This window comes from Frigoribacterium sp. CFBP 8754 (genome assembly GCF_014841815.1).
Lineage (GTDB): Bacteria > Actinomycetota > Actinomycetes > Actinomycetales > Microbacteriaceae > Frigoribacterium > Frigoribacterium endophyticum.
Genome location: NZ_JACYUO010000002.1, coordinates 607,169 through 628,332, shown reverse-complemented (window position 1 = coordinate 628,332; position 21,164 = coordinate 607,169). Strand labels below are relative to the sequence as shown.

The window sequence follows — 21,164 nt, the reverse complement described above, 5'->3', positions numbered from 1 at the left end:
GGGAGTCGCGGTGACGGACCCCGGCGGAGGGGTCAGGGTGCCGACACGAGCCAGACGGGAGACGTCTGGTCGTCGTCGACCCCCCCTTACGAAGAGGACCCCCACCGTGACCGATCGTCATCGCTCCCTGCCCGTGAACCCGGCCGCCCCGCCGTCCGTCGTCGAGGGGCACGCCGGGCCCTCGCGCCGCTCCGTCGTCACCGCCGCGGCCTGGGCCGTGCCCGTCGTGAGCATCGCCCTCGCGACCCCCGCCCACGCGGCGTCGTCGAACGCCCGCATCACCATCGGCTTCCCCGACGAGGCGCCCCGCGGCCTCGGCGCGGACCTGTCGGACGCGAGCGTGCTCGTCGTGTCGCAGAACGGCGTGCCGCTGCCGGGCGAGACCGTCACGTTCACGGTCACGGGCCCCGCCTCCTTCCCCGACGGCGCCCTCACCTTCACGACCGTCACGAACGCCGCGGGCGTCGCCGTCGCGAGCGGCCTCCTCGCGAGCCTCCTCGCGGGCGGCGTCGTCACCCTCACCGCGACGGCGTCGGGCGTGGCCCCCGTGCAGACCACGATCACGGTCGTGCAGACGGGCCTGTTCGCGGTGCCGGTCACCGCGGGTGACCGCGAGCAGCCTGCTGCCCGCCAGATCCCTGACGCGACCGGAGACGTGGCCGACGTCTCGTCGGCCACGTCGTACGTGCCTGGTCAGCCCGGCCGCACCGCGTCGACGGTCGTCACGACGACGGGCGAGGTCTGGACGACCGCGTCGACGAACGGAACGGCCAGCCCCTGGCGGCTCGCGGCCACGGGAGCGGACCCCGCAGTGGCCGGAGCGACCGCCTTCGGCTACGCCACGACCTTCAGCACGCACTACTTCGTGAAGGACGGCGCGCTCTGGTGGGTGGGCAACACCGGGCTCGCCGCCGCACAGCTGGTCGCCCCCACCGCGGGCACCGTGACGCAGGTCGACGCGGCCAACGGCTCGTTCGGCGGCGGCACCACGCCCATGGCGGTCACGGCGGTCACGAGCGCCGGCGAGGTCTGGGCGGTGACGACCTTCGCCTCGGTGCAGGCCATCCGACTGATCGACACCGGAGCGGCTCCGACGGTCCGCCCCGCCACCACGGTGGTCGGGTCCAGCAGCGTCAGCCAGCACCGCTACGTCAAGGGCGGCCAGCTCTGGCAGGTCGTCGGCGGGCCGAGCTCGGCGTCCAGCCCGGAGCGTCAGCTCGACGGCGTCGACGATGTCGTCCAGATCGAGGCCGCCGCCGCGTTCCATCCGGACATGCCCGGACAGATCGCCGCCACCGCCGTCACCGCGGGCGGTGCCCTCTGGGCCATGGCCGACACCGCCGGCAACGAGACGCCCTGGGAGCTCCGTGACGAGGGCGTGCAGCCCGGCGTGCGACCCGCCACGGCCATCGGCGGCAATGCGACCGGCAGCGTGCACTACTACGCCAAGGACGGCCAGCTCTGGCGCGCCTGGTCGTACGGCGGCGGCTTCGACCCGAACGCTCGCAAGGCCGAGGCCGCGACCGGTCAGGTCACGGCCATCACCGCCGCCAGCGCCTACCGCGCCGGCGAGGACCCGCAGATCGCCTACACGATGGTCACGAGCACCGGGCAGGTGTGGGGCCACTCGTACATCGCGACCGACAACGACGGGGCCTGGCTGCTCGGCACGGGCGCGTCGGCGACCCTCGCACCGGCCACGGCCATCGGCGGCGCCCCCGACGGCAGCACGCACCTGTTCGCGGGCACCGTGCCCGCGTAGGCCGCCCTCCCCGCCGACCCGCCGCCACCGCGGCCTCGGCGCGACCCGAGCCCCCTGCCCGACCCGGGTGGGGGGCTCGCGGCGTCCCGGGGTGAAGGCCGGGGTGAGGTCGCGGGGCCGGGGCCGCGGGGCCAGGCCCGAGCCCCCCGGGCGCGCGACGGGGGAGTCGCACCCTGGGAGTCCTGCTCCGTCCCGTCCCGCCGAGGACCGTCCCCGACCGAGGTGCCCCGATGCCCGACCCGACCGCCGCCGACCGTCCCGCGCCCGCCGCGCCTCCTGCACCTCACCCGCCCGCTCCCGGGCGCGGAGGGGCGCGCGGCCCGGTCTCGTCCGCCGCGGCCCGGCTCGGCGGCTTCGTCGCCCTGCCGCTGCTCACCGCCGTCGCGCCCCTGCTCGTCCTCCCCGCGATCACGGCCGCCTTCGGGCAGGGGGCGTGGGTCAGCGTCGCGGTGGCCCAGTCGCTCGGCGCCGCCGCGGCCGTCGTCGTCGAGCTCGGCTGGGGCCTCACCGGCACCCAGCGGGCGGCGCGACAGGGCCCGGAGGCGCGCCGTCGCCTCCTCGCGCTCGTGACGGCGACCAAGCTCGTCGCGGCGGTGCCGACGCTCGCGGTGGTCGCCCTCGCCGTCGCCCTGCTCGTGCCCCGCCACCCCGTCGAGGCGCTGCTGATCGCGGCGGGCGGCGCCCTCAGCAGCCTCAACGCCACCTGGCTCTTCATCGGCACGGGGCGCCCGTCCCTCGTGCTCGCCGTCGAGGCGGGGCCGCGCATCGCCGCGATGGTGGTCGCGGCCCTGGCCGTGTCGCTCGGCGGCTCGCTCTGGTGGTTCGTCGCCGCGTGCCTGCTGCCCTCGGTCGTCTGCCCGGTCGTCGGGCTCGCGGTCGTCGGGGTGCGGCCCCGGCACGCGGCCGGGCTGACGCCCCGGCGCGTGCTCGGCGCCCTCGCCGGGCAGCGCCACGCGCTCACCGGGCGCGCGCTGAGCGCCGCCTACATCGCCCTCCCGGTGGTGCTCGTCGGCGCGGTGGCGGGCACCTCGGTGACCGCCGTCTTCGCCGCGGCGGAGCGGCTGCAGCGCATGCTCCTCTCCGGCCTGCAGGCCGTGCCGAACGCGCTCCAGGGCTGGGTCGGGGCCCCGGCCGGCGTCGAGCACCGGCTCGACCGTGCCCGCGTCGCGATCGTCGTGAACGGCCTGGTCGGGGCCGCGGCGGGTGTCGTGCTGACCGTGGCCGGCCCGTGGCTGTCGGCCGTCGTGTTCTCCGGCGTCGCGACGCTCGGCCACCGCGAGGCCGCGATCAGCGCGACCCTCGTCGTGGTCGTGAGCCTGTCGCGGGCGGTCGGCGGCATCGCGCTCGTCGTGGTGGGGGAGGTGCGGGGGCTCGCGCGGAGCGCGCTCGTCGGGGCGCTCGTCGGCGTTCCGCTCATCCTGCTGCTGGGCCACCAGGGCGGCGTCGTCGGTGCCCTCGCGGGCGAGGTGGTCGCCGAGGCGGCCGTGCTCGTCGTGCAGCTGCGGTCGCTCGGGCGGGCCGTCGCGGAGCGGCGCGGACGCTCGGCAGCGCGCGCCCTCGGCGCCGCGGGGGCGGGCGGCGACGCGCACGGCGCGGCGACCGGAGCCGGGCTCCGGGTGCTCCAGTGGCGCGTCCACGACCCGGGCTACCCCCGCAACGTGCGGGTGCGCGAGCACCTCGAGGCCCGCGGCCACCGCGTCGACCTCCACGAGCGGGCGCGCGGCCCCCGACGCCACCTCGTCGACCTCCGGGCGCTCGTCGTGCGCTCGCGGGCGGCGGACGTCGTGCTCGTCTCCGAGATGTCGCTCGACTTCGTCGCCGCGGCGTGGGCCGTCGCCCGGGTGCGCCGCCTGCCCCTGGTCGTCGACGTGTTCATCGGCAAGCACGAGACCCTCGTGGGCGACCAGGGCTTCCGGGCCCCGTGGTCTCCGCGCGCGTTGCTCTGGGCGCTCGTCGACCGGGTCGCCGTCCGCGCCGCCGACGTCGCGCTCGTCGACACGCGGGTGCGGGCCGAGCACCTCGGCCGGCGGCACCCGCGCGCGACCGTCCTGTCGCTGCCGGTGGGAGCGCCGACCTGGGCGCGCGAGCGGCCCCTGAGGGCCGACCCGCGCCTCCGCCTGCTCTTCTACGGGTCGTTCCTGCCCCTGCACGGCGTGCCCACGATCGTCCGCGGGGTCGCGGCGACGCGACGGGCCGACGTCGCCCTGACCGTCGTCGGCAGCGCCGACCGGGCCGGGGGCGAGGCCGACGCCGCGGCCCTCGCGGCGGAGCTCGGCGTCGGCGACCGCGTCGCCTTCCTGCCGGCCACGAGCCCGGAGCGCCTCGGCGAGCTGATCGGCGAGCACGACGTCGTGCTCGGCCTGTTCGGCGACTCCGAGAAGGCGGGCTCGGTGATCGCCAACAAGGTCTGGCAGGGGCTCGCGGCCGGGCGCGTCGTCGTCACGCGCGAGAGCGCGGCGCTCGACGAGCTCCGCGACCTCGTCGGCGGACAGCTGGTGACCGTGCCCGCCGCCGATCCGGAGGCGCTGGCGCGGGTGGTCGAGGGTCTGGCCGACCGGCGCCCGGGCGCGGTCGGCGGGGCCCGTGCACGACTGGACGCCTACGTGCGCGCCGAGTTCCGGGGGCTCGACGACGCGCTCGCCGCGGCCGTGACGGCGGCCGTCGGGCGTCGCCGCGGCGCTCGCCGCTGACGCTGACGCTGACGCTGACGGGGCCGCTGACGCTGACGCTGACGCTGACGCTGACGGGGCCGCGGTCGCGGCCGCCCGGTCAGCGCTGACGCACGAGGCCGGCGGCGACGAGCTCGGCGACGGCGGCCAGCACGAGCTCGCGGGCCCGGGCGACCGCCTCGGGCCCGTCGCCCGGCAGGCCGTGCTCGCGCACGACGGCGGCCACGGACTCGTCGAGCGTGCGGCCGGCCCGGGCCGCGTGCCACACGGCGACGCCGATGCCCGAGAGGGTCCGCAGGGAGTCGCGGTGCAGCACCACGACGGAGCCGGCGTCCGCCACCCAGTCGTCCACCGCCGTCGCGACGAGGACGCCCCCGCCGTGCGTCGGGCCCGGCGCCCCCGGGGAGGCGCGGTGCGCGTCGAGCCCGACCGTCGCCTCCCCGGGGCCCTCGCCCCCCGGCGTCGCGGCCGGTGCCGACACGGCGAGCAGCTCGCGCACGGCCGGTTCGAGGGTCGTTGCCTCGGCGTAGCGCACGACGAGCAGGCCGCCGGTGCGCTCGAGCAGGGCCTGCAGCCGGCGCAGCGGGCGGGCGCGGGCGCCGAGGTAGCTGATCTGCGGAAAGAGCCGGGCGGCGGCCTCGGCGAGGCCGATCGGGCCGACCGTCACCTCCGTCGCGGCGGGGTCGCGGTCGAGCAGCACGACGCGCGCGAGCGTCAGGGGCCCGTCGGGAGCGCGTCGGAGCCCCGCCGCGTCGGGCGAGACCTGCGCCTTGGGCCGCGATGCCCCCGGCGCGGCCGGGCCCCGCACCGAGAGGGGCTTGGGGTAGCGCACCACCAGGCCGTCGTCGTCGACGGCGACGGTCTCGTCGGTCACGTAGCCGAGGGTGCGGCCGAGGGCGCGGGAGGCGGTCGTCTTGCCGTGCCCGGACGGGGCCACGTACGCGACGACGGCGCCCGTGACGGGGTCGGCGACGCCGCCCGCGTGCAGCAGGAGGAGGTCGTCGCGGCGCTGGTCGATGGCGAGCTGCGTGACCACGGTCGTGACGGTCTCCGTGAGCTGGTCGAGCGCGTCGGCCACGACGAGGGCGGGCGCGTCGGCGTGTGCGTCGGAGTCGGCGCCCGCCGGGGCGTCGTCGTCGCCGTCGCCGCGCAGCACGGCCACGGCGTCGCACTCCGAGCGGGGTCGACGCTCGAGGACGGGCTCGCACCACGCCCACGACGTCGCGAGGTCGGCGCGCTGCCCGGCGTCGAGGCCCACGAGCCCGACCACCACCCGGCAGCCGATCGCGGTGACGGTCAGGGCGTCGAGGGCGTCGAGGGCGTCGAGGAGGGCGGGGTCGGTCTGGTGGCTCACGGTCGTCGCCCTCTCGGTGCGGCGCGGCGCCGCAGTTCATCGTAGGTCCGCAGCACGGGGCCGAAGACGGCGTCGGGGGTGGCCCGGCGCGCCAGCCACCCGGCGGCGAGGGAGACCTGCTCGGTCGTCCTCGTCCGGTCGGCGAGGGCGGTGGTCAGCAGGCGGGCCGCGGTCTCGTCGTCGGCGTCGTCGGGCACGACCACCGCGCGGCCGTCGCCCAGCGCGCCGGGCGCGCCCGAGGCCGCCGTCGCGACGACCGGCCGGTGCCGGGCGAAGGCCTCGAGCACGACGAGGGGGAGCCCCTCCCAGGCCGAGGTCATGAGGAGGGCGTCGGCCGCGTCGATCCTCGCCGGCACGTCGTCGGCGTGGCCGGCGAAGACGACGGGCGCCCCGAGGCGGGAGGCGAGCGCCCGGGCCTCGTCGAGCAGGGGACCGTCGCCGTGCCACACCGCCTCGACGTCGACGACCCGGGCCGCCGCCGCCACCACGCGGACGAAGCGGAGCGGGTCCTTCTGCTCGACGAGCCGGCCCAGGCCGACGATCCGCAGGGGGCGGCCGCCCGGCGGCGGGACGGGCAGCACGGGCCGGTCTGTCGTCCGGGCCGGTGCGTTGCCGACGACGAGGACGCCGTCCCGACGACCGAACCGGTCGGCGATCATCGCCCCGACGTGGTCGCTGACCGCGAACACGGCGGCGCTCCGGAACGACAACGCCCGGAGGCCGGCGCGGGGCAGGTAGGTGTGGGCGTGCTCGACGACGGGCACGCCGTGCCGGGCGCCGACCAGGAGGCACTGCAGGGCCTCGCGGCGCTGGTGCGCGTGGAGGACGTGGGGGCGGACCTCCCGGCAGGCCCGGTCGAGTGCGCGCAGGCCCGCGACGAAGCGCCCGAGGGAGCCCCCGACGGCGACCGTCCCGGGGTGGACGTGCACGCGCGCGGGCCCGAGGGCCCGCCGGGCGTCCGCGGCCAGCGGGCCGTCGACGCCGAGCAGGTGCGCCTCGGCGCCGCGTGCGGCGAGCCAGGCGCTCAGCTGCACGGCGACCGCCTGGGCGCCGCCGGCTGTGAACGAGTCGAGCACGTGGACCACGCGGAGCGGCGCCCCGGGGCCCTCGTCGCCGGCCGGGCCGACCGCGTCGGGCCCCGTCGTCAGCCCGCTCACCGGGCGTCCCCCGCCCCGTCGAGCAGGGCCGCCCGGAGGACGAGCGCCAGCGAGGCCGACCACCGCTCGGCGAGGTGCCCGGCGTCGACCTTGACCAGGCCGTCGCCGACGAAGGCCGGGCAGCGCAGCTCGTCCGTGCACGTCCAGGGCGCCGTGTCGACGAACCGGGCGCGCAGCGGCGCCCCGGGCGTCGAGCCGTCGGCGAGGCCGGCCACGGCCTCCTGCTCCGCGGCCGTCTTGTCGACCCACGCGCGGGAGGGCGTGCTGAGGCACGTCGCGGGCCCCCGGGGGCGCACGGCGCACTCCGCGGCGGGTGCGGACTCGGGCGGCGAGCTGAGCACGACGACGGTCGCGCCGGCCGCCGCGAGCTCGGCCACGGTGCGGGCCGTGCCCTCCCGCCAGGCTCCCGCCGCGTCGGCCTCGTCGCCCCGCCCGGTCAGCCGCTGGTACGCGCCGAGGGAGCTCGACAGCACGACGAGGTCGGGGGCCTCGGCGACCACGCGCTCCACGGCGGCGTCGCGGGCGGCCGCGCAGTCGTCGGCGAAGGAGGCGCGCTCGAGCCGGTCGGTCGTGCGCACGTCGACGGCGGGGCAGCTCTGCAGGCCCTGGCCGACCACCCGCCAGCCCTCCGGCACCAGCGCGCCGGTGATCCCCGGCAGCCAGCTGGTCGCGATGGAGTCGCCGAGCACGACGGCGGTGCGCTCGGCGTGCTCGGGGCCCGCGGTGCAGGCCGCCGCGGCCTCCGCCACGGACCGGGGGGAGGCGCCCACCGGGTCGACGAGGCAGCCGGGGCCGGCCGAGGCGGCCGCGCCGTCGGCCCACGACACGTCGTCCGGCGACGGCGAGAGGGCCGGCCAGCCCTCCGCGTCCGCCGCCTCCTGCACGGCGGCGCGCAGGGCGGCCTCGTCGGGGAACGGCGCGGCGGCGGCACGCTCCGCGGGAGCCCGCGCGGGCAGCGGGAACGTCGCCGGGCCGACGAGCTGCACGGCGGAGAGGCCGAGCACCGCCACCGCCACCGTCGCCCCGGCGAGGAGGCCGTGCGACCGGCGCGGCGCCTCCGTCCGGGCCTCCGCGCGCGACTCGGCCCGCGACTCCGCCCGGGGGTCGGCCGAGCGGCCACGCCGACCGACGGCGCCGTGGCGGAGGGGCTGCTCGACGAACCGGTGGGTGAGGGCGGCGAGGCCGACCGACAGCGTGGCCGCGAGCCCCGCGACGGCGAGGCCGCGGTCGGGCCACACGGCCGAGAGCAGGACGAACACGGGCAGGTGCCAGAGGTAGAGGGAGTACGAGACGCGGCCGAGCCAGCGCATCGGCGGGTTGTCGAGCAGCACGACGGGGGCGAGGCGCCGCCCGCCGGAGGCACCTCCCGACGCGAGCAGGGCGGCGGTGCCGAGCACGACCGGCAGCGCGGCGACGCCGGGGAAGGCGTGCTCGGGGCCGACGAGCACGGCCGACGCGAGGATCGCGAGCAGGCCGCCCGACCAGAGCACGGTGCGCCCTGCCCGGCCCGCCCGGGCGAGGGCGGGGGCCGCCACGGCGACGGCCGCCCCCACGCCCAGCTCCCAGGCGCGCGACTGGAACGAGAAGTAGGCCCAGCCCTGGCGCAGCTCGGTCTCCGCGACGGAGGCCCCGAACGAGGCGGCGGTCGCCGCGAGCACGACCACCAGCAGCACGCTGCGCCCGGTGCCCGGGCGGGGCGTCGTCGACCCGGCCGCGGTGCGCCGTCGCGAGCGCCGACGTGACCAGGCCCAGACCACGAACAGCCAGGGCCAGAGCACGTAGAACTGCTCCTCGACGGCGAGCGACCAGTAGTGCAGCAGGGGCGAGCCGGTGCCGTCGCCGCCGAAGTAGCTCACCCCGCGCCGCACCAGGTGCCAGTTCTGCACCATGAGCACGGACGCGACCCCGTCGCCGAGCACGCGGAGGGCGCCGACGCGGTGCAGGACGAGGGCCGACGCGACGACGGTGACGACCACGACGAGCAGCGCGGCCGGCACGATGCGGCGGGTGCGCCGCAGGTAGAAGGCCAGCAGGTCGACGCGACCGGTGGTCTCGGCCTCCCGCAGCAGGAGCCCGGTGATGAGGAAGCCGGAGAGGACGAAGAAGACGTCCACGCCGACGAACCCGCCGGAGGGGGCGCCGACGAGGTGGTCGGCGAGCACCAGCAGCACGGCGAGCGCCCGGAGCCCCTCGACGTCGGGGCGGAAGCGGAGCGCGAGGTGCGGGGCGGGGCGTGCGGGGCGCGGGGCGGCGGGCGCGGCGGGGGCGGCGGCGAGGAGGCTCACAGGCCGACGACCCCCTCGGCGACCAGCGCCTCCCGCACGACCGGGGTGATCTTGCGCATCCAGTCGCTCGTCGGGTGCAGGGCGTCCTTCTTCGTCAGGGTGTCCCCGGCGAAGGCGGGGCACGAGCCCTGCGCGTCGCAGAACCACGGGCGCACGTCGACGAAGACGGCGCCGACCGCCTCGGCGGTCGCGACCTGGTCCTGGGCCATGGAGGGCCAGCTCGACGCGGAGACACGGCTCACGCAGGCCTCGGGCCCGGCGAACTGGCTGAAGCACTCCCGGACGTCGGAGCCGGCGGGGGGAGGCGACAGGACGACGGTCTGGCCGGCGCTGGCCCCGAGGCGCTCGAGCATCGACCGGAACGCGCCCGACCAGGCGCCGAGGGTGGCCTGGCGGCCGGTGGCGGCGTCGACCTCGCGGGTGAAGGTGTTGCCGACGAAGACGACGTCGGGCCGGGTCTCCTCGACCACGCGGTACTCGGTCTCGCGGCGGTCGCGGCAGGCCGCCGCGCGGGCGGCGTCGTCCGAGAGCTCGAGGTCGACGAACGGGCAGGCGTACATCGACACGATGCGCAGCGACCACTCCCCGGTGCCGACGATCTCGGCGAGGGCGGGCACGTACGCCTGGGCGATCGAGTCGCCGACGAGCACGGCCCGACGGGGAGCGTCGGGGTCGCCGAAGGTGCACTCCGCGGCGGGCAGCAGCGTCACCGACCCGCAGCGCCCCGCGTTGCCCGGGGCGGCTCCCTCGCGGCCGCTCTCCGCGGCAGGGGCGACCGCCTCGGGCCAGCTCTCGGCGTCGAGCGCGGCGGAGATCTCGGCCGTCAGCTGCGCCTGGGCGGCACCGGCCTCCGGGGCGCCGCCCCCCTCGCCCTCGGGCGGGGCGGGCACGACGGCCGCGGTCGGCGCGGCGGAGTCGGCCGGCGCACCGCCCGACGACGCGATCGCCGTGCCCGTGACCGCGAGCACGGCGACCGTCGCGGCCACGGCCACGACGAGCGGCCGGGAGCGCCGGGAGGCGGCGGCGCGACGACCGCTCCGGCGGCGGTCCGTCGAGGGCAGCAGCCACGAGCTGCGCAGCACGGGCTGCTCGACGAGGCGGTGCGACACGGCCGAGAGCACGGCGGTGACGAGGAGCACGAGCGTCGTCACGAGCGCCTCGGGAGCGGCGTCGCCCAGCAGGAAGCGCAGGTAGGGCGCGAACAGCACGACGACGGGGAAGTGCCAGAGGTAGATCGAGTACGACGCGTCGCCGACCGCGCGCGAGACCGGGTTCGTCAGCACGACCAGCGAGCGCTGCGGGTGGTCGATGCCGGCGGCGAGCACGAGCAGCGTGCCCAGGGTCGGCACCAGCGCGCCCGGGGCGGGGAAGCCGGCCGACTCGCTGACCGTGGCGAAGCCGACGACGATCACCGCGACTCCGGCCCAGCCCAGGGCGGGGCGCGACCAGCCCGGCAGGTGACGGCCGACGGCGGGCGCGGCGAGGGCGAGGCCGGCGCCGAGGGCGAGCTCCCAGGCTCGCGTGGCGGTCGAGAAGTAGGCGACGGTCGGCGACGACGCCGACTGCACGAGGGCCACCGCGAAGGAGGCGCCCGCCACGACCGCGATCGCCGCTCCGGCGTAGAGGCGCGCCCGCAGGCCCAGCTCGCCGCGCCGACGACGCGTCGCGAGCGCGACGGCGCCGATCACGAGCAGGGGCCAGACGACGTAGAACTGCTCCTCGACCGCCAGCGACCAGAAGTGCTGGAGCGGCGAGACGGGGCCGTCGGCCGTGAAGTAGTCGGTGCCGGTGGCGGCGAACCGCCAGTTGGCGACGAAGCCGAGCGAGGCGGCGGCGTCGCGGAGGACGACGCCGCCGCGGCCCGAGCCGTACAGGGCGAACGTCGCGGCGACCGTAGCGGCCAGCACGACGAGGGCGGCGGGCAGGATGCGCCGTGCCCGGCGGCGGTAGAACATCGAGAGCGAGATCGTCCCCGTCCGTGCCCGCTCGCGGACGAGGAGCTCGGTGATCAGGAAGCCGCTCACCACGAAGAAGACGTCGACGCCGGTGAACCCGCCGCTCGGCCGGTCGGTGGCGTGGGCGACGACGACGGCGACGACGGCGAGGGCCCGGAGGCCCTGCACGTCGAGACGGTGCGGGGTCGGCGGGTGGGCGGCAGAGCGGGTCACGGGTCCTCCTCGGGTGATCGACACCCGGTGATCCTGCGGGGCGTGACGACCGCCTCCCCCGGTCCCCCCGGGCTCTGACGGGGGCGGGGGCACGGCGCTTCATCCCGGGACTCACCCCGGGCGAAGCGCGGGGTGGAAGGGGCGCCGCCCGGCCCCGCGGAGGCGGGCGGAGGGCCCGGCGGCGGCCGGGCGACGTGGTGCGATGGCCCCTCCCGAACGGAGACCGCCCCATGCTGATGACCCTCCTCCTGCTCGCGAGCGCCGGCCTGCTGGTGCTCGCCGTCTTCCTCCTCGTCGTGCCCGCCTGGTGCGTCCGCGCGGCGGCCCTCGCCGTGACCGTCGCCGTCGTCGTGGCCGTCGGCAACAACAGCGCACCGCCCGCCGCGTGGGTGGCCGGCTTCGTCTTCTCGGCCGTGCTCCTCCTCGTGGCCCTGGCGCGCGGCGGCCTCGAGCGGCGCGTCGGCGGCGTGCCCTTCCTGCTCGTCTCCGGTCTCTGGGCCTGGCTCGCCGTGGGCGCGCTCGTCGCGGGGACGTACTCGGTGCCCCGCCTCGTCGCGTACTTCGGGCTCGCCGTCGTCGTCGCGCTCGTCGCCGGCCAGCTCACCCGTCGGGAGGTGCACCTCGTGCTCGGCGCCGTGGTCGCGGTCGCGGTGGTGCAGGTCGGCATCGCCCTGGCCGAGCTCGCGGTCGGCGAGCCGCTGCTGTGGGGCCTCCGCGGCGGCACGCGCCTCAACCCCTTCCTCGGCGACGCCGTCGACCGCGTGCAGGGCACCCTCGGCCACCCGATCATCCTCGGCCTGCTCGAGGGGCTCGCCGTCCTCCTCGTCTGGGCCGACCCGTGGCAGCTCTCCCGCCGGGCCCGGTGGGCCCTGCTCGCCGTGTGCGCGGGCGGCGTGCTGCTCTCGGGCACGAGGAGCATCGCGGCCTGCCTCGTCGTGGCCGTCGGCGTGCACCTGCTCCTCCGGTCGAGGCTCGCCGCCTGGCTGCGCAACGTCGCGATCGCGGCGGTGGTCGGCAGCGGGGTGCTGCTGCTCGACCTCGGCCTCTCCGAGATCGTCGACGACCTGCTCGCCTCGGGCTCGTGGGTGCACCGCCTCGAGTCGGTGCAGGCGGTGCCCGCCCTGCTGGCCCGGCCGCTCGCGGAGTCGCTCTGGGGCACCGGCTTCGGCAGCGAGGTCGGGCTGTTCCGTGACGGGCACATCCGACTGACCTTCGGGCTCGAGGTCGTCGACAACTTCTACGTGTACCTGCTCGGCACCACGGGGGTGCTGGGGCTGTCGGTCTTCCTGCTCGTCGCCGTGGTGACCTTCGCCCGCGGCGACCGCCTGACCCGTGCCGTGGTCGTGCTCTTCCTCGGCATGGGCGCCTCCTTCGACCTCGTCGTCTGGCTCGGGGTCGGCGTGCTGATGTCGCTCTTCTTCGCCCTGCCGGGCGCCGCGGCGCTGGCCGCGTCGGACCGGGCGGAGCAGCAGGGCCGGGACCGCGAGGACGCGAGCGTCGAGGACGACCCGGCCCGCGAGGACCGCCGCCCGGCGCTCGTCGCCTGAGGCGGTCGCCGGGGCCTCAGCCGTGCCGCGCGTCGCGCCAGGCCGTGGGCAGCCCGCGCAGGCCCCGCGCCCAGCGCACGACGTAGGCGCGCAGCAGGTCGACGCCCCGGAGATCGGCGCCGAGGCCGTCCTTCACGAGGGTCGCCCGCGGCGGCAGCAGCGCGAGGCGCACGGCGTGCAGCCGCTCGCGGGCGCTTGCGTCGCGGAAGGCCACGAGCCGACGCGTCAGGGGCGAGGCCGACCGGGTGCGCAGCCGCCACTCGGCGGACGGGGCGCCCCAGGCGAGGTCGAGCGGACCCGCGGCCTCCTCGACGAAGGGGCGCAGCGGCGCGAGGGCGCGCAGGCGACGCGCGGCGTCGACGAGCTCCGCGACGGGGAGCGCCCGCGCGTGCTCGACCAGGCGGTCGTGCTCGTCGGCGTGGCGCTCGACCCAGGGGCTGCGGAGGCAGTGCAGGGCCAGCACGAGGAGGGTGTCGACCCGGCCGGGCACCGCGACGTCGCGGCCGGCCCGGTCGAGCACCACGCGGCGGGCCCAGAGGGCGTCGAACGCCGCCCCGGGGTCGTCGTCGAGCCCCGGGAAGCGGTGGTGCACGTCGAGGTCGCAGCTCCAGCCCGGGTGGAACCAGGTGTCGGAGTGGCGGGGGAAGGCCGTGAGGTCGGCGTCGGCGGGGCGGGTGCGCCAGCCCCGTCGTGCCAGCTCCGCCCCGAACCGGGCGGCGTCGTCCCGGCCGCGGAGCAGGACGTCGACGTCGGCGCTGACGCGGGGCGGCCGGAGGCCGTGGTGGGCGGCCCCGTCGCCCTTGACGACGAGGGCCCGCAGGCCGACGCCGCCGGCCACGTCGGCGACGAGGGCGTGGGCCAGCTCGACGACGGGGGCGGCGGCCACGACGACGGCCGGCCCGGTCACCGCGTGCGCTCGCGCTCGCGGATCTCGCGACGGGTGAGCGCGCCGCCCGGGGCCTCGACGGGGGAGGCGGGCACCGCGGGGGACGTGGGCGCCGCGGGCGAGGCGGGTGAAGCGGGGACCCGGGCAGGAGCCGGCGCCACACCGGGAGCAGCAGCGGCAGCAGCAGCCGCGGCACCAGCCGGGGCCGGGACCGGGGCCGGGGCCGGGGCCGCAGGAGGCGTCGGGGCGACCACGGGCGCGGGGGCCGTCACGGCCTCGCGGGAGGCGGGCGCCGTGCCGGAGCCCGCGCCGGCCCCGACGGCCCCGCCCGTCCCGACGTCGCCCTCGTAGTAGTAGTAGCTGCCGCCGAAGTAGCCGTACTCGCGGGCGTCGCGGCCCTTGGTGGGCACGCGGTTCAGCACCACGCCGAGCACGTCGCCGCCGCCCCGCGTGACGAGCTGGAGCGCCCGGTCGAGCTGGTCGAAGGTGGTGCGCGCGGCGGAGGCGGTCATCAGCACGCCGTCGGCCTTGGCGGCCAGCACGACGGCGTCGGTGACGGCGAGCACCGGGGGAGCGTCGAGGATGACGGTCGCGTGCTCGGCGAGGGTCGAGACGAGGTCCTGGAAGGTCTGCGACCCGAGCAGCTCGCTCGGGTTCGGGGGGATGCGCCCCGCGCCGACGACCCAGAGGTTCGACGCGGCCTCCGTCTGCTGCATGACCTGGTGCAGCTGCGCCCGGCCGGAGAGCACGTCGGTGAGGCCCGCGCCCTCGGAGACGCCGAGCACCTTCGAGAGGGTCGGCCGGCGCAGGTCGCAGTCGATGACGACGACCCGCTGGTCGGACGACACGGCGAGCGACTCCGCGAGGTTGGCCGCCAGCGTCGACTTGCCGTCGCCCGGCTGCGGGCTGGTCATCACGATCACCCGCGGCTGCGCGTCGACCTTGACGTAGGCGAGGTTGGTGCGGAGCTCGCGCAGCGCCTCCGACATGGCGAAGTTCACGTGGCGGTCGTCGGCGGTGGCGTTCGGCAGCGCCGCGACGAGGCCGCCGTGCTCGGCCAGCGCGTCGTTCTGCGGGATGGTGCCGATCACGCCTACGCCGAACCGCGACTCCACCTCGGCCGCGGAGCGGATCCGGCGGTCGAGCGTGTTGCGGACGAGCAGGTAGACGCCGGCGAGCATGAGGCCGGAGAGCCCGCCGAGCAGGAGGGCCACCTCCACGTTCGGCGACGCGGGCGACGTCGGCACCGACGCCGACGAGAGCGCGACGAACGACGTGGCCGAGCCGCCCGTGTCGGTGCTCTCCTCCTGCATCGCGGCGATCTGCTCGCCCATCGCGGCGAGCCAGGCGTCGGTCAGCGCCGCGGCGTCGGCCGGGGTCGAGCCGCGGGAGGTCACGGTGATGATGGCCGTGTCCTCGGGCAGCGACGTGGTCACGCGCCCGAGCAGCGACGCCGGCGACGCCGCTCCGCCGAGCGCCGCCGCGGCCGACTCGGCCACCGCGAGCGAGCCGCCGAGCTCGACGTAGGACTGCGCCTGCGACTTCGCCAGCTGGTCGGCGGCGAAGGCGAGGTTGGCGTCGCCGCCGGCGGCGACCTGCACGACGCCGGACGCGCTCGACTCGTAGACGCGGGTCTGGGTGAGGGTCCAGCCGGCGCCGGCGGTCACGCCGAGCAGCACGATGAGGAAGGCGCCCAGCCAGTACGACCGCACGATGCGCAGGTAGTCCTGCAGGTCGAGGGTCCTGGGGCGGGGCTCGGTGTCGGGTCGGTCCACGGGCTTCTCCTGTCGCGGTGGCGGTGCTGCTGGTGTCGCGGGGCGGGTGCCGGCCGGCGGCCGGAGGGCGTCCGGAGGCGGGCGCCGGGTCGTTCCTACCGCGCGTGGCGAGGGGCTCCGGGGGCTGGCCGCGCGCCGATCCCCGGGGGCACGGGGCAGACGGGCACCGGGGCCGACGGGGCTTTCACCCCGGGTCTCACCCCGGGTGGACCGCGCGGCGTGCCGGCGCGGCGGGCCCGCGCCGGAGCCCGGAGCGGAGCCGGGCCCGGCCCCGCGCGTCGTGCGCGGCGTACAGCACGCGGAGCGCCGCGGTCGTCGCGGCGGGTGCCACGAGGGCGCCCCGGAGCACGCCCCAGGCCAGGGGGTCGCGTCGTCGCACGGCGCCGAGGTCGACGCCGCCGAGGGCCCGTCGAGCCCGGCGGAGCCCGTCGCGGCGCACCGCCGCGGGGGCGCCGAGGCGCACGGGCAGGGCGACGAGCGCCAGGCAGAGGAAGGTCGTGGTGAAGCGCTGGCGCACGCGCTCGTCGGCGGCCGCGCCGCCCCGCGCCCCGGCCGCCGCGAGCACGAGGTCGTGGGCCCGCTCGAGGTTGGCGAGACGCGGCGTCGAGACCCGCGTGATCGACCCCGGGCGGTGGGTCCAGTGGTAGAGCACCTCGGGCACGAACCGCACCCGGGAGGCGCGGGCCAGCACCGCCGCCGCCCCCGCGACGTCGCTCTGCGACGTCAGCTCGGGGAAGGGCGCGTCGCCGAGCAGCCGGCGTCGCAGCAGCTTCGACCAGAGGAACCCGTCGACCTGTCGGTCGAGGAGGAGCGCGAGGGCGACGTCGCCGGTCACCGTCCGGCGCTCCACGAGGCCGTCGACGACCTTGCCGGGCACCCCGGCCGCCCGTCGGTGGTCGGCCCGGCACCAGACGACGTCGACGGGGTCGCCGTCGTCGTCGCCCGTGGCGGCGGTGAGGACGGCGAGCGCGTCGTCCTCCCACTCGTCGTCGTGGTCGACGAACCACACGAAGTCGCCGACGGCGTGACGGAGCGCCCGGTTCCGGCTGCGGGCGACGCCCGCGTTCTCGTCGGCGACGACCACGACGGCGGACGGGCGCGACGCGGCCCACGTGACCAGCGCCTCCCCGGTGCCGTCGCCGGAGGCGTCGTCGACGACGATGACCTGCGCGCCCTCGGCGAGGCAGCCGTCGAGCCGGGCGAGGAAGGCGGGCAGGTGGGCGCCCGGCCGGTGCACGGCCGAGACGACGGTGACCCGGGGCGCGCTCACGAGCGCCGCCCGCGGGCCGCGAGGAGCGAGCCCAGCACGACGCCGACGAAGGCCGGGCCGCGCACGAGGTAGCGGTGCGCCAGGCGGCGCGGCTCCTGGGCGAGCCGCCAGAGCCACTCGCCGCCGAGGCGCTGCACGAGGCGCGGGGCACGCGCCCGGGTGCCCGCCGCGAACTCGACGGCGGCGCCGGCGCCGACGTAGACGCCCGGGGGGAGGCGGTCGCGCCACTCGAGGAACCAGGCCTCCTGCTTCGGCGAGCCGAGGCAGACGAAGACGACGTCGGGCCGCTCGACGCGCAGTGCGTCGGCGACGGCTCGGCACCCGGCGTCGTCGACCGAGCGCACGAACGGGAAGGGCACGGTGACGAGCCGGACGCCCGGCGACGACGCCCTCAGCCTGGCCGCCGCGTCGTCGCTGACGCCCGCGGCGCCCCCGACGATCGCGACGCGCCAGCCGTTCCGCGCCGCCCGGGCGACGACGTCGCCGAGGAGGTCGGCGCCCGTGAGCCGCTGGATGCGCTGGTCGCCGAGCAGACGGGCGAGGCCGACGAGGGGGGCGCCGTCGGCGATCCGCAGGGAGGCGGCACGGTGCGCGGCGGCGGTGCGCGGGTCGGTGCGGAGGGCCAGCACCTGGTCGACGTTCGGGGTCATGACCAGGTGGCGGCCGCCCGAGGCGACCAGCGCCTCCATCTCGTCGAGGAGCTCGTCGGGGCCGCCCCGGAAGAGCGGCTGCCCGTCGAGGTGCGTGCCCCGGGCGCCGACGCGCAGCAGGGGCGCGGTGAGGAGCGACATCAGTAGGCCCCCCGTGCTCGGAGGACGGCGCCGACGGTGCGGCCGAGGATGGCGAGGTCGCCCGAGAGGGTCCAGTTCTCGACGTAGAGGAGGTCGATGACGAGCCCCTCCTCCCAGTCGAGGTCGGCGCGGCCGCTGACCTGCCACGCTCCGGTCAGGCCGGGGCGGGTGAGCAGGCGACGGTGGGCCGTGCGGTCGTAGGCCGCGACCTCGCGCGGCAGCGGCGGGCGGGGTCCCACGAGGCTCATGTCGCCCCGCAGCACGTTGACCAGCTGCGGCAGCTCGTCGATCGAGAACCGGCGGATGACGCGGCCGACCCGCGTGACCCGGGGGTCGTCGCGCATCTTGAAGAGCGGGCCGCGGGCGTCGTCGTCGTCGGAGACGAGGGCCGTGACGAGGGCGTCGGCCCCGGTCACCATGCTGCGGAACTTGTAGAGGGTGAACTCGGCGCCGTCGACGCCGACGCGGGTCTGGCGGAACACCGCGGGGCCGGGCGAGGTCAGGCGGATCGCCGCGGCCACCCCGGCGAGGAGCGGCGCGAGGGCCACGAGGCCCACGGCGGAGAGCGCGACGTCCATCAGGCGCTTGAGCACCGACTGGCGCCCGCCGAGCTGGACCCGGTCGACGCGGATGAGCTGGTGCCCGCCGACGGCGACGGGCTGCAGGCGCCGGCTCGACACCGGGCCGACCTGCGGTGACACGATCAGCTGCACGTCGGTGCCCTCGAGGGCCCACGAGAGGCGGCGCACGAACTCGTCGCCGACGAGCCCGCTGCCGACGACGACGACGCCCTCGGCTCCCTCGGCGGCCAGCCGTCGCTCGACGAGCGAGACGAGCTCGGCGGTGCGGGCGACGTGGGCCACCGGGGCGTCGTCGAGGTCGTCCAGGACGACCTCCGCGACCACGTCCAGCCCCGACGACGAGTCACGGGCGAGCACGTGGCGGAGGCCGGCCACGCCGGCGGCCGTGCCGACGACCACGGTGCGCGTGCCGAGGCGCCGAGCGGCCCGCAGCGACCGGACGTGCGCCCGCCACGCGAGCCGGTTCAGCAGCAGCACGGCCAGCCCGGCGGGCACGGCGACGAGCAGCCAGCCGCGGGAGATCTGCGTCTGCGTCGCCGCGGAGAAGAGGCTCACGCCGACCGCGACGACCACCGTCGCGCGCAGCAGGTCGCGGAACGCCGCGGCGCCGCTCGCGAAGAGGTCGTCGGGCCGGACGTCGGCCCGGGCGACGAGGAGGAGCAGCGTCCAGGCCGCCGTGAGCGCGACCGAGACGGTGCCGTAGCCCACGCCGCCGTCGCCGATCGCGAGCCCCTGGGGGCCGCGCCCGAACCAGGCGAGCTGCGCGGCGGACGTCGCGACGAGCAGGGCGGCCGCCTCGGTGACGGCCATCGGGACGACGGGCAGCGCACGTCGGGGGAGTCGCGGTGCCGGCCCCCGGGGCGGGGTGCGGTCGTCGGCGCGGTCGTCGGGGCGCTCGGCGGGCCGGCTGGCGGGGCGGACGGCCGGTCGCTCGGCGGGTCGGGCCCGGCCCGTGGCGGCCGGGTCGGTCGTGGCGGGGCCCGTGGTGGTCGGGCCCGGGAGGGTGCTGGTCATGGTCGCTCCGGGGTGAGGTCTGCCGCGTCGCTCCAGCGGCGCAGGTCGTCGTCGGCGATGGCGGCGGAGACGGCGGTCGTCGCCGCCTCGTCGGGCAGGACGACGGACTGGCCGCCGCCCCGCACGCCGCCGCCGGCGGTGGGGAGGGTGAAGAAGGCGACGTCGTCGGCCCGGACGCCGCGCAGCTCGTAGCCGAGGCGGGTCGTCTCGGCGGGGCCGAGCCCCGCGTCGACCGTCACCCAGCGGGTCGTCGTGCTGACGAACGAGGCCAGGCGACCGGGGTCGGCGAGGCCGTCGCGGAGCAGCCCGTCGATGACGCCGCGGAGGAACGCCTGCTGGTTGCGCACGCGCTGGTGGTCGGCGTCGGCGAACGCGTACCGCTCGCGGACGAAGGCCAGGGCCCGCTCGCCGGCGACGACGTTCGGGCCGGCGGCGAAGTCGTGGCCCGGCACGTTGCGGCTGCTGAACGCGACGGGGGAGTCGACCTCGACGCCGCCGAGCGCCGTCGACATCGACGCGAAGCCCTCGAAGTCGACCAGGGCCACGTGGGCCACGCGGGTGTCGAGCAGCTGCTCGACCGTCTGCACGAGCAGCGGCGCGCCGCCCCAGGCGTAGGCCGCGTTGACCTTCGCCTCGCCGTGGCCCGGCACGTCGACCCAGAGGTCGCGCATGATCGAGACCACGGTCACCTCGCGGCGGTCGCCGGAGACGTTGACGAGCATCATCGTGTCGGAGCGCTGGCCCGTGGGCCCGGCCTCGTCGACCGGGTCGAGGTCGCCGTCGCGGCTGTCGGAGCCGATGAGCAGCACGTTGAGGGCCCCGTCGGCCGGAGGCGCGGGTCGGCTGCCGGACGGGAAGGGATCGGCCTCGAAGGTGGTCACGCCCGACCGCCAGCCGAGCTGCACGAGGGCGCCGGCCAGCAGCGGCAGCCCGACGAGGACGACGAGCACGGCGGACAGGCGGCGGAGGGCGCGTCGGCGACGGGGGCTCCGGGGAGACCGTCGGCCGGGCCGGGCCTCGGCCCGGGAGCCCGCGGTGCTGCGGGAGCCTCCGGAGCCGCGAGGCCCCGGGCGGGAGGACGACGCGTGCGGCTGGTGGCTGCGCCGCCGCCGGGGCGGCAGCGACACGGGCTCCCCGGCGTTCTCCGGGAAGACGAGCGCCAGGCCGTCGGTCACCGGGGCGGCCTCGTCGCGGGGCGGCACGGTGCCGGTCACGACGCACCCGCGAGGGCCCGGGCGATGACGAACACCGCGTCCTGCGTGCGCAGGTCGAGCAGCTCGAAGGCCCCCGGCACCGTCGAGACCGGGTCGTCGAGGTCGGCGCGGTGGCCGTCGACGTCGGCGAGGCCGGCGCGGAGGGCGGCGGCCCGCTCGACGAACGCCCGGCCCTGGAGGGCCCCGGTCTCGGCGTGCACGGCGAGGCCGGCCAGCTCGAGGAAGGTGAAGGTGCGCTTGAGGAGTCCGGGCGCGAGGTCGAGCACGCGGTCGGAGTGGCTCCGCTCCGCCGTGACGACGAGGTCGACGTCGTCGAGCTCGGCCGGGGTCAGCTGCCGGGCACGGTGGTCGGCCGCGTCGATGCCGTGCGACCGGAGCAGCTCGAGGGTGCCGTGCGCGGCGCCGGCGCCGACCCGGGCCCGGGTGCCGCAGCTCGTGACCCGGAAGTCGCCGGGGGCGAGGCGCTCGAGCTCCGCGCCGAGCAGTCTCTCGATCAACGGCGACCGGGCCTCGTTGGCCCGGCAGACGACGACGATCTCGAAGGGGCCGTCCGCCCGGGCGGGCTCGGCGGGCTCGGTCGCGGTGGCCCAGGGCAGGCGGTGGGCGGCGGGTCGGGTCTCGGGGCGTGGCACCGTGATCAGCTCCTCGGGGTCGGTGTCAGAGGCGTGCACCGTAGGCAGCGCCGTCACCC

At 77.8% G+C, this 21,164-nt stretch carries 14 protein-coding genes; 3 read left to right on the top strand and 11 right to left on the bottom strand.

What is annotated here, in order from left to right; genetic code table 11:
* Window positions 1-106: 106 nt before the first annotated feature.
* Complete coding sequence (locus tag IFT72_RS09320; RefSeq protein ID WP_192046229.1) at window positions 107-1,762, top strand: hypothetical protein; 1,656 nt, start codon at window positions 107-109, stop codon at window positions 1,760-1,762.
* Window positions 1,763-1,992: 230 nt separating this feature from the next.
* Window positions 1,993-4,452, top strand: a complete 2,460-nt coding sequence (locus IFT72_RS09315; protein WP_192046228.1) for a polysaccharide biosynthesis C-terminal domain-containing protein — start codon at window positions 1,993-1,995, stop codon at window positions 4,450-4,452.
* 79 nt (window positions 4,453-4,531) lie between these two features.
* Here IFT72_RS09315 and IFT72_RS09310 read toward each other — a convergent pair whose 3' ends face one another.
* Genes IFT72_RS09310 through IFT72_RS16640 form a run of 4 tightly spaced genes read right to left on the bottom strand, consistent with a single transcriptional unit; the run spans window position 4,532 to window position 11,395 of the window.
* On the bottom strand, window positions 4,532-5,785 hold the full coding sequence (locus tag IFT72_RS09310; protein WP_192046227.1) for a hypothetical protein: 1,254 nt from the start codon (window positions 5,783-5,785) through the stop codon (window positions 4,532-4,534).
* The gene (locus IFT72_RS15680) at window positions 5,782-6,942 is read right to left on the bottom strand and encodes a glycosyltransferase (protein WP_197981326.1); all 1,161 of its coding nucleotides are present in this window, start codon (window positions 6,940-6,942) and stop codon (window positions 5,782-5,784) included. Before IFT72_RS15680 ends, IFT72_RS09310 begins: the two co-directional genes overlap by 4 nt.
* Entirely contained in the window at window positions 6,939-9,227 is a 2,289-nt protein-coding gene (locus tag IFT72_RS15675; RefSeq protein WP_197981325.1) for an acyltransferase family protein, read from the bottom strand. Before IFT72_RS15675 ends, IFT72_RS15680 begins: the two co-directional genes overlap by 4 nt.
* On the bottom strand, window positions 9,224-11,395 hold the full coding sequence (locus tag IFT72_RS16640) for an acyltransferase family protein (RefSeq protein ID WP_197981324.1): 2,172 nt from the start codon (window positions 11,393-11,395) through the stop codon (window positions 9,224-9,226). The genes IFT72_RS15675 and IFT72_RS16640 overlap by 4 nt, the downstream gene beginning before the upstream one ends.
* Window positions 11,396-11,625: 230 nt before the next feature.
* On the opposite strand from IFT72_RS16640, the gene IFT72_RS09295 reads away from it, so the two are divergent.
* The gene (locus IFT72_RS09295) at window positions 11,626-12,942 is read left to right on the top strand and encodes an O-antigen ligase (protein WP_192046226.1); all 1,317 of its coding nucleotides are present in this window, start codon (window positions 11,626-11,628) and stop codon (window positions 12,940-12,942) included.
* 16 nt (window positions 12,943-12,958) lie between these two features.
* On the opposite strand, the gene IFT72_RS09290 is transcribed toward IFT72_RS09295, so the two are convergent.
* The 7 genes from IFT72_RS09290 to IFT72_RS09260 form a co-directional block, all read right to left on the bottom strand.
* Window positions 12,959-13,849, bottom strand: coding sequence for a nucleotidyltransferase family protein (locus IFT72_RS09290; RefSeq protein WP_192046225.1), 891 nt, complete (start codon window positions 13,847-13,849; stop codon window positions 12,959-12,961).
* Window positions 13,846-15,603, bottom strand: coding sequence for a polysaccharide biosynthesis tyrosine autokinase (locus IFT72_RS16635; RefSeq protein WP_192046224.1), 1,758 nt, complete (start codon window positions 15,601-15,603; stop codon window positions 13,846-13,848). Before IFT72_RS16635 ends, IFT72_RS09290 begins: the two co-directional genes overlap by 4 nt.
* A gap of 196 nt (window positions 15,604-15,799) precedes the next feature.
* Complete coding sequence (locus tag IFT72_RS09280) at window positions 15,800-16,873, bottom strand: glycosyltransferase family A protein (protein WP_192046223.1); 1,074 nt, start codon at window positions 16,871-16,873, stop codon at window positions 15,800-15,802.
* Window positions 16,870-17,664 (bottom strand): WecB/TagA/CpsF family glycosyltransferase, encoded by a 795-nt coding sequence (locus IFT72_RS09275; protein ID WP_192046222.1) that lies wholly within the window; start codon window positions 17,662-17,664, stop codon window positions 16,870-16,872. Before IFT72_RS09275 ends, IFT72_RS09280 begins: the two co-directional genes overlap by 4 nt.
* Complete coding sequence (locus IFT72_RS09270) at window positions 17,664-19,259, bottom strand: sugar transferase (RefSeq protein ID WP_192046221.1); 1,596 nt, start codon at window positions 19,257-19,259, stop codon at window positions 17,664-17,666. The genes IFT72_RS09275 and IFT72_RS09270 overlap by 1 nt, the downstream gene beginning before the upstream one ends.
* Window positions 19,256-20,473, bottom strand: a complete 1,218-nt coding sequence (locus tag IFT72_RS16630; RefSeq protein WP_192046220.1) for an LCP family protein — start codon at window positions 20,471-20,473, stop codon at window positions 19,256-19,258. The genes IFT72_RS09270 and IFT72_RS16630 overlap by 4 nt, the downstream gene beginning before the upstream one ends.
* The gene (locus tag IFT72_RS09260) at window positions 20,470-21,162 is read right to left on the bottom strand and encodes a hypothetical protein (protein WP_192046219.1); all 693 of its coding nucleotides are present in this window, start codon (window positions 21,160-21,162) and stop codon (window positions 20,470-20,472) included. Before IFT72_RS09260 ends, IFT72_RS16630 begins: the two co-directional genes overlap by 4 nt.
* Between the last annotated feature and the right edge of the window lie 2 nt (window positions 21,163-21,164).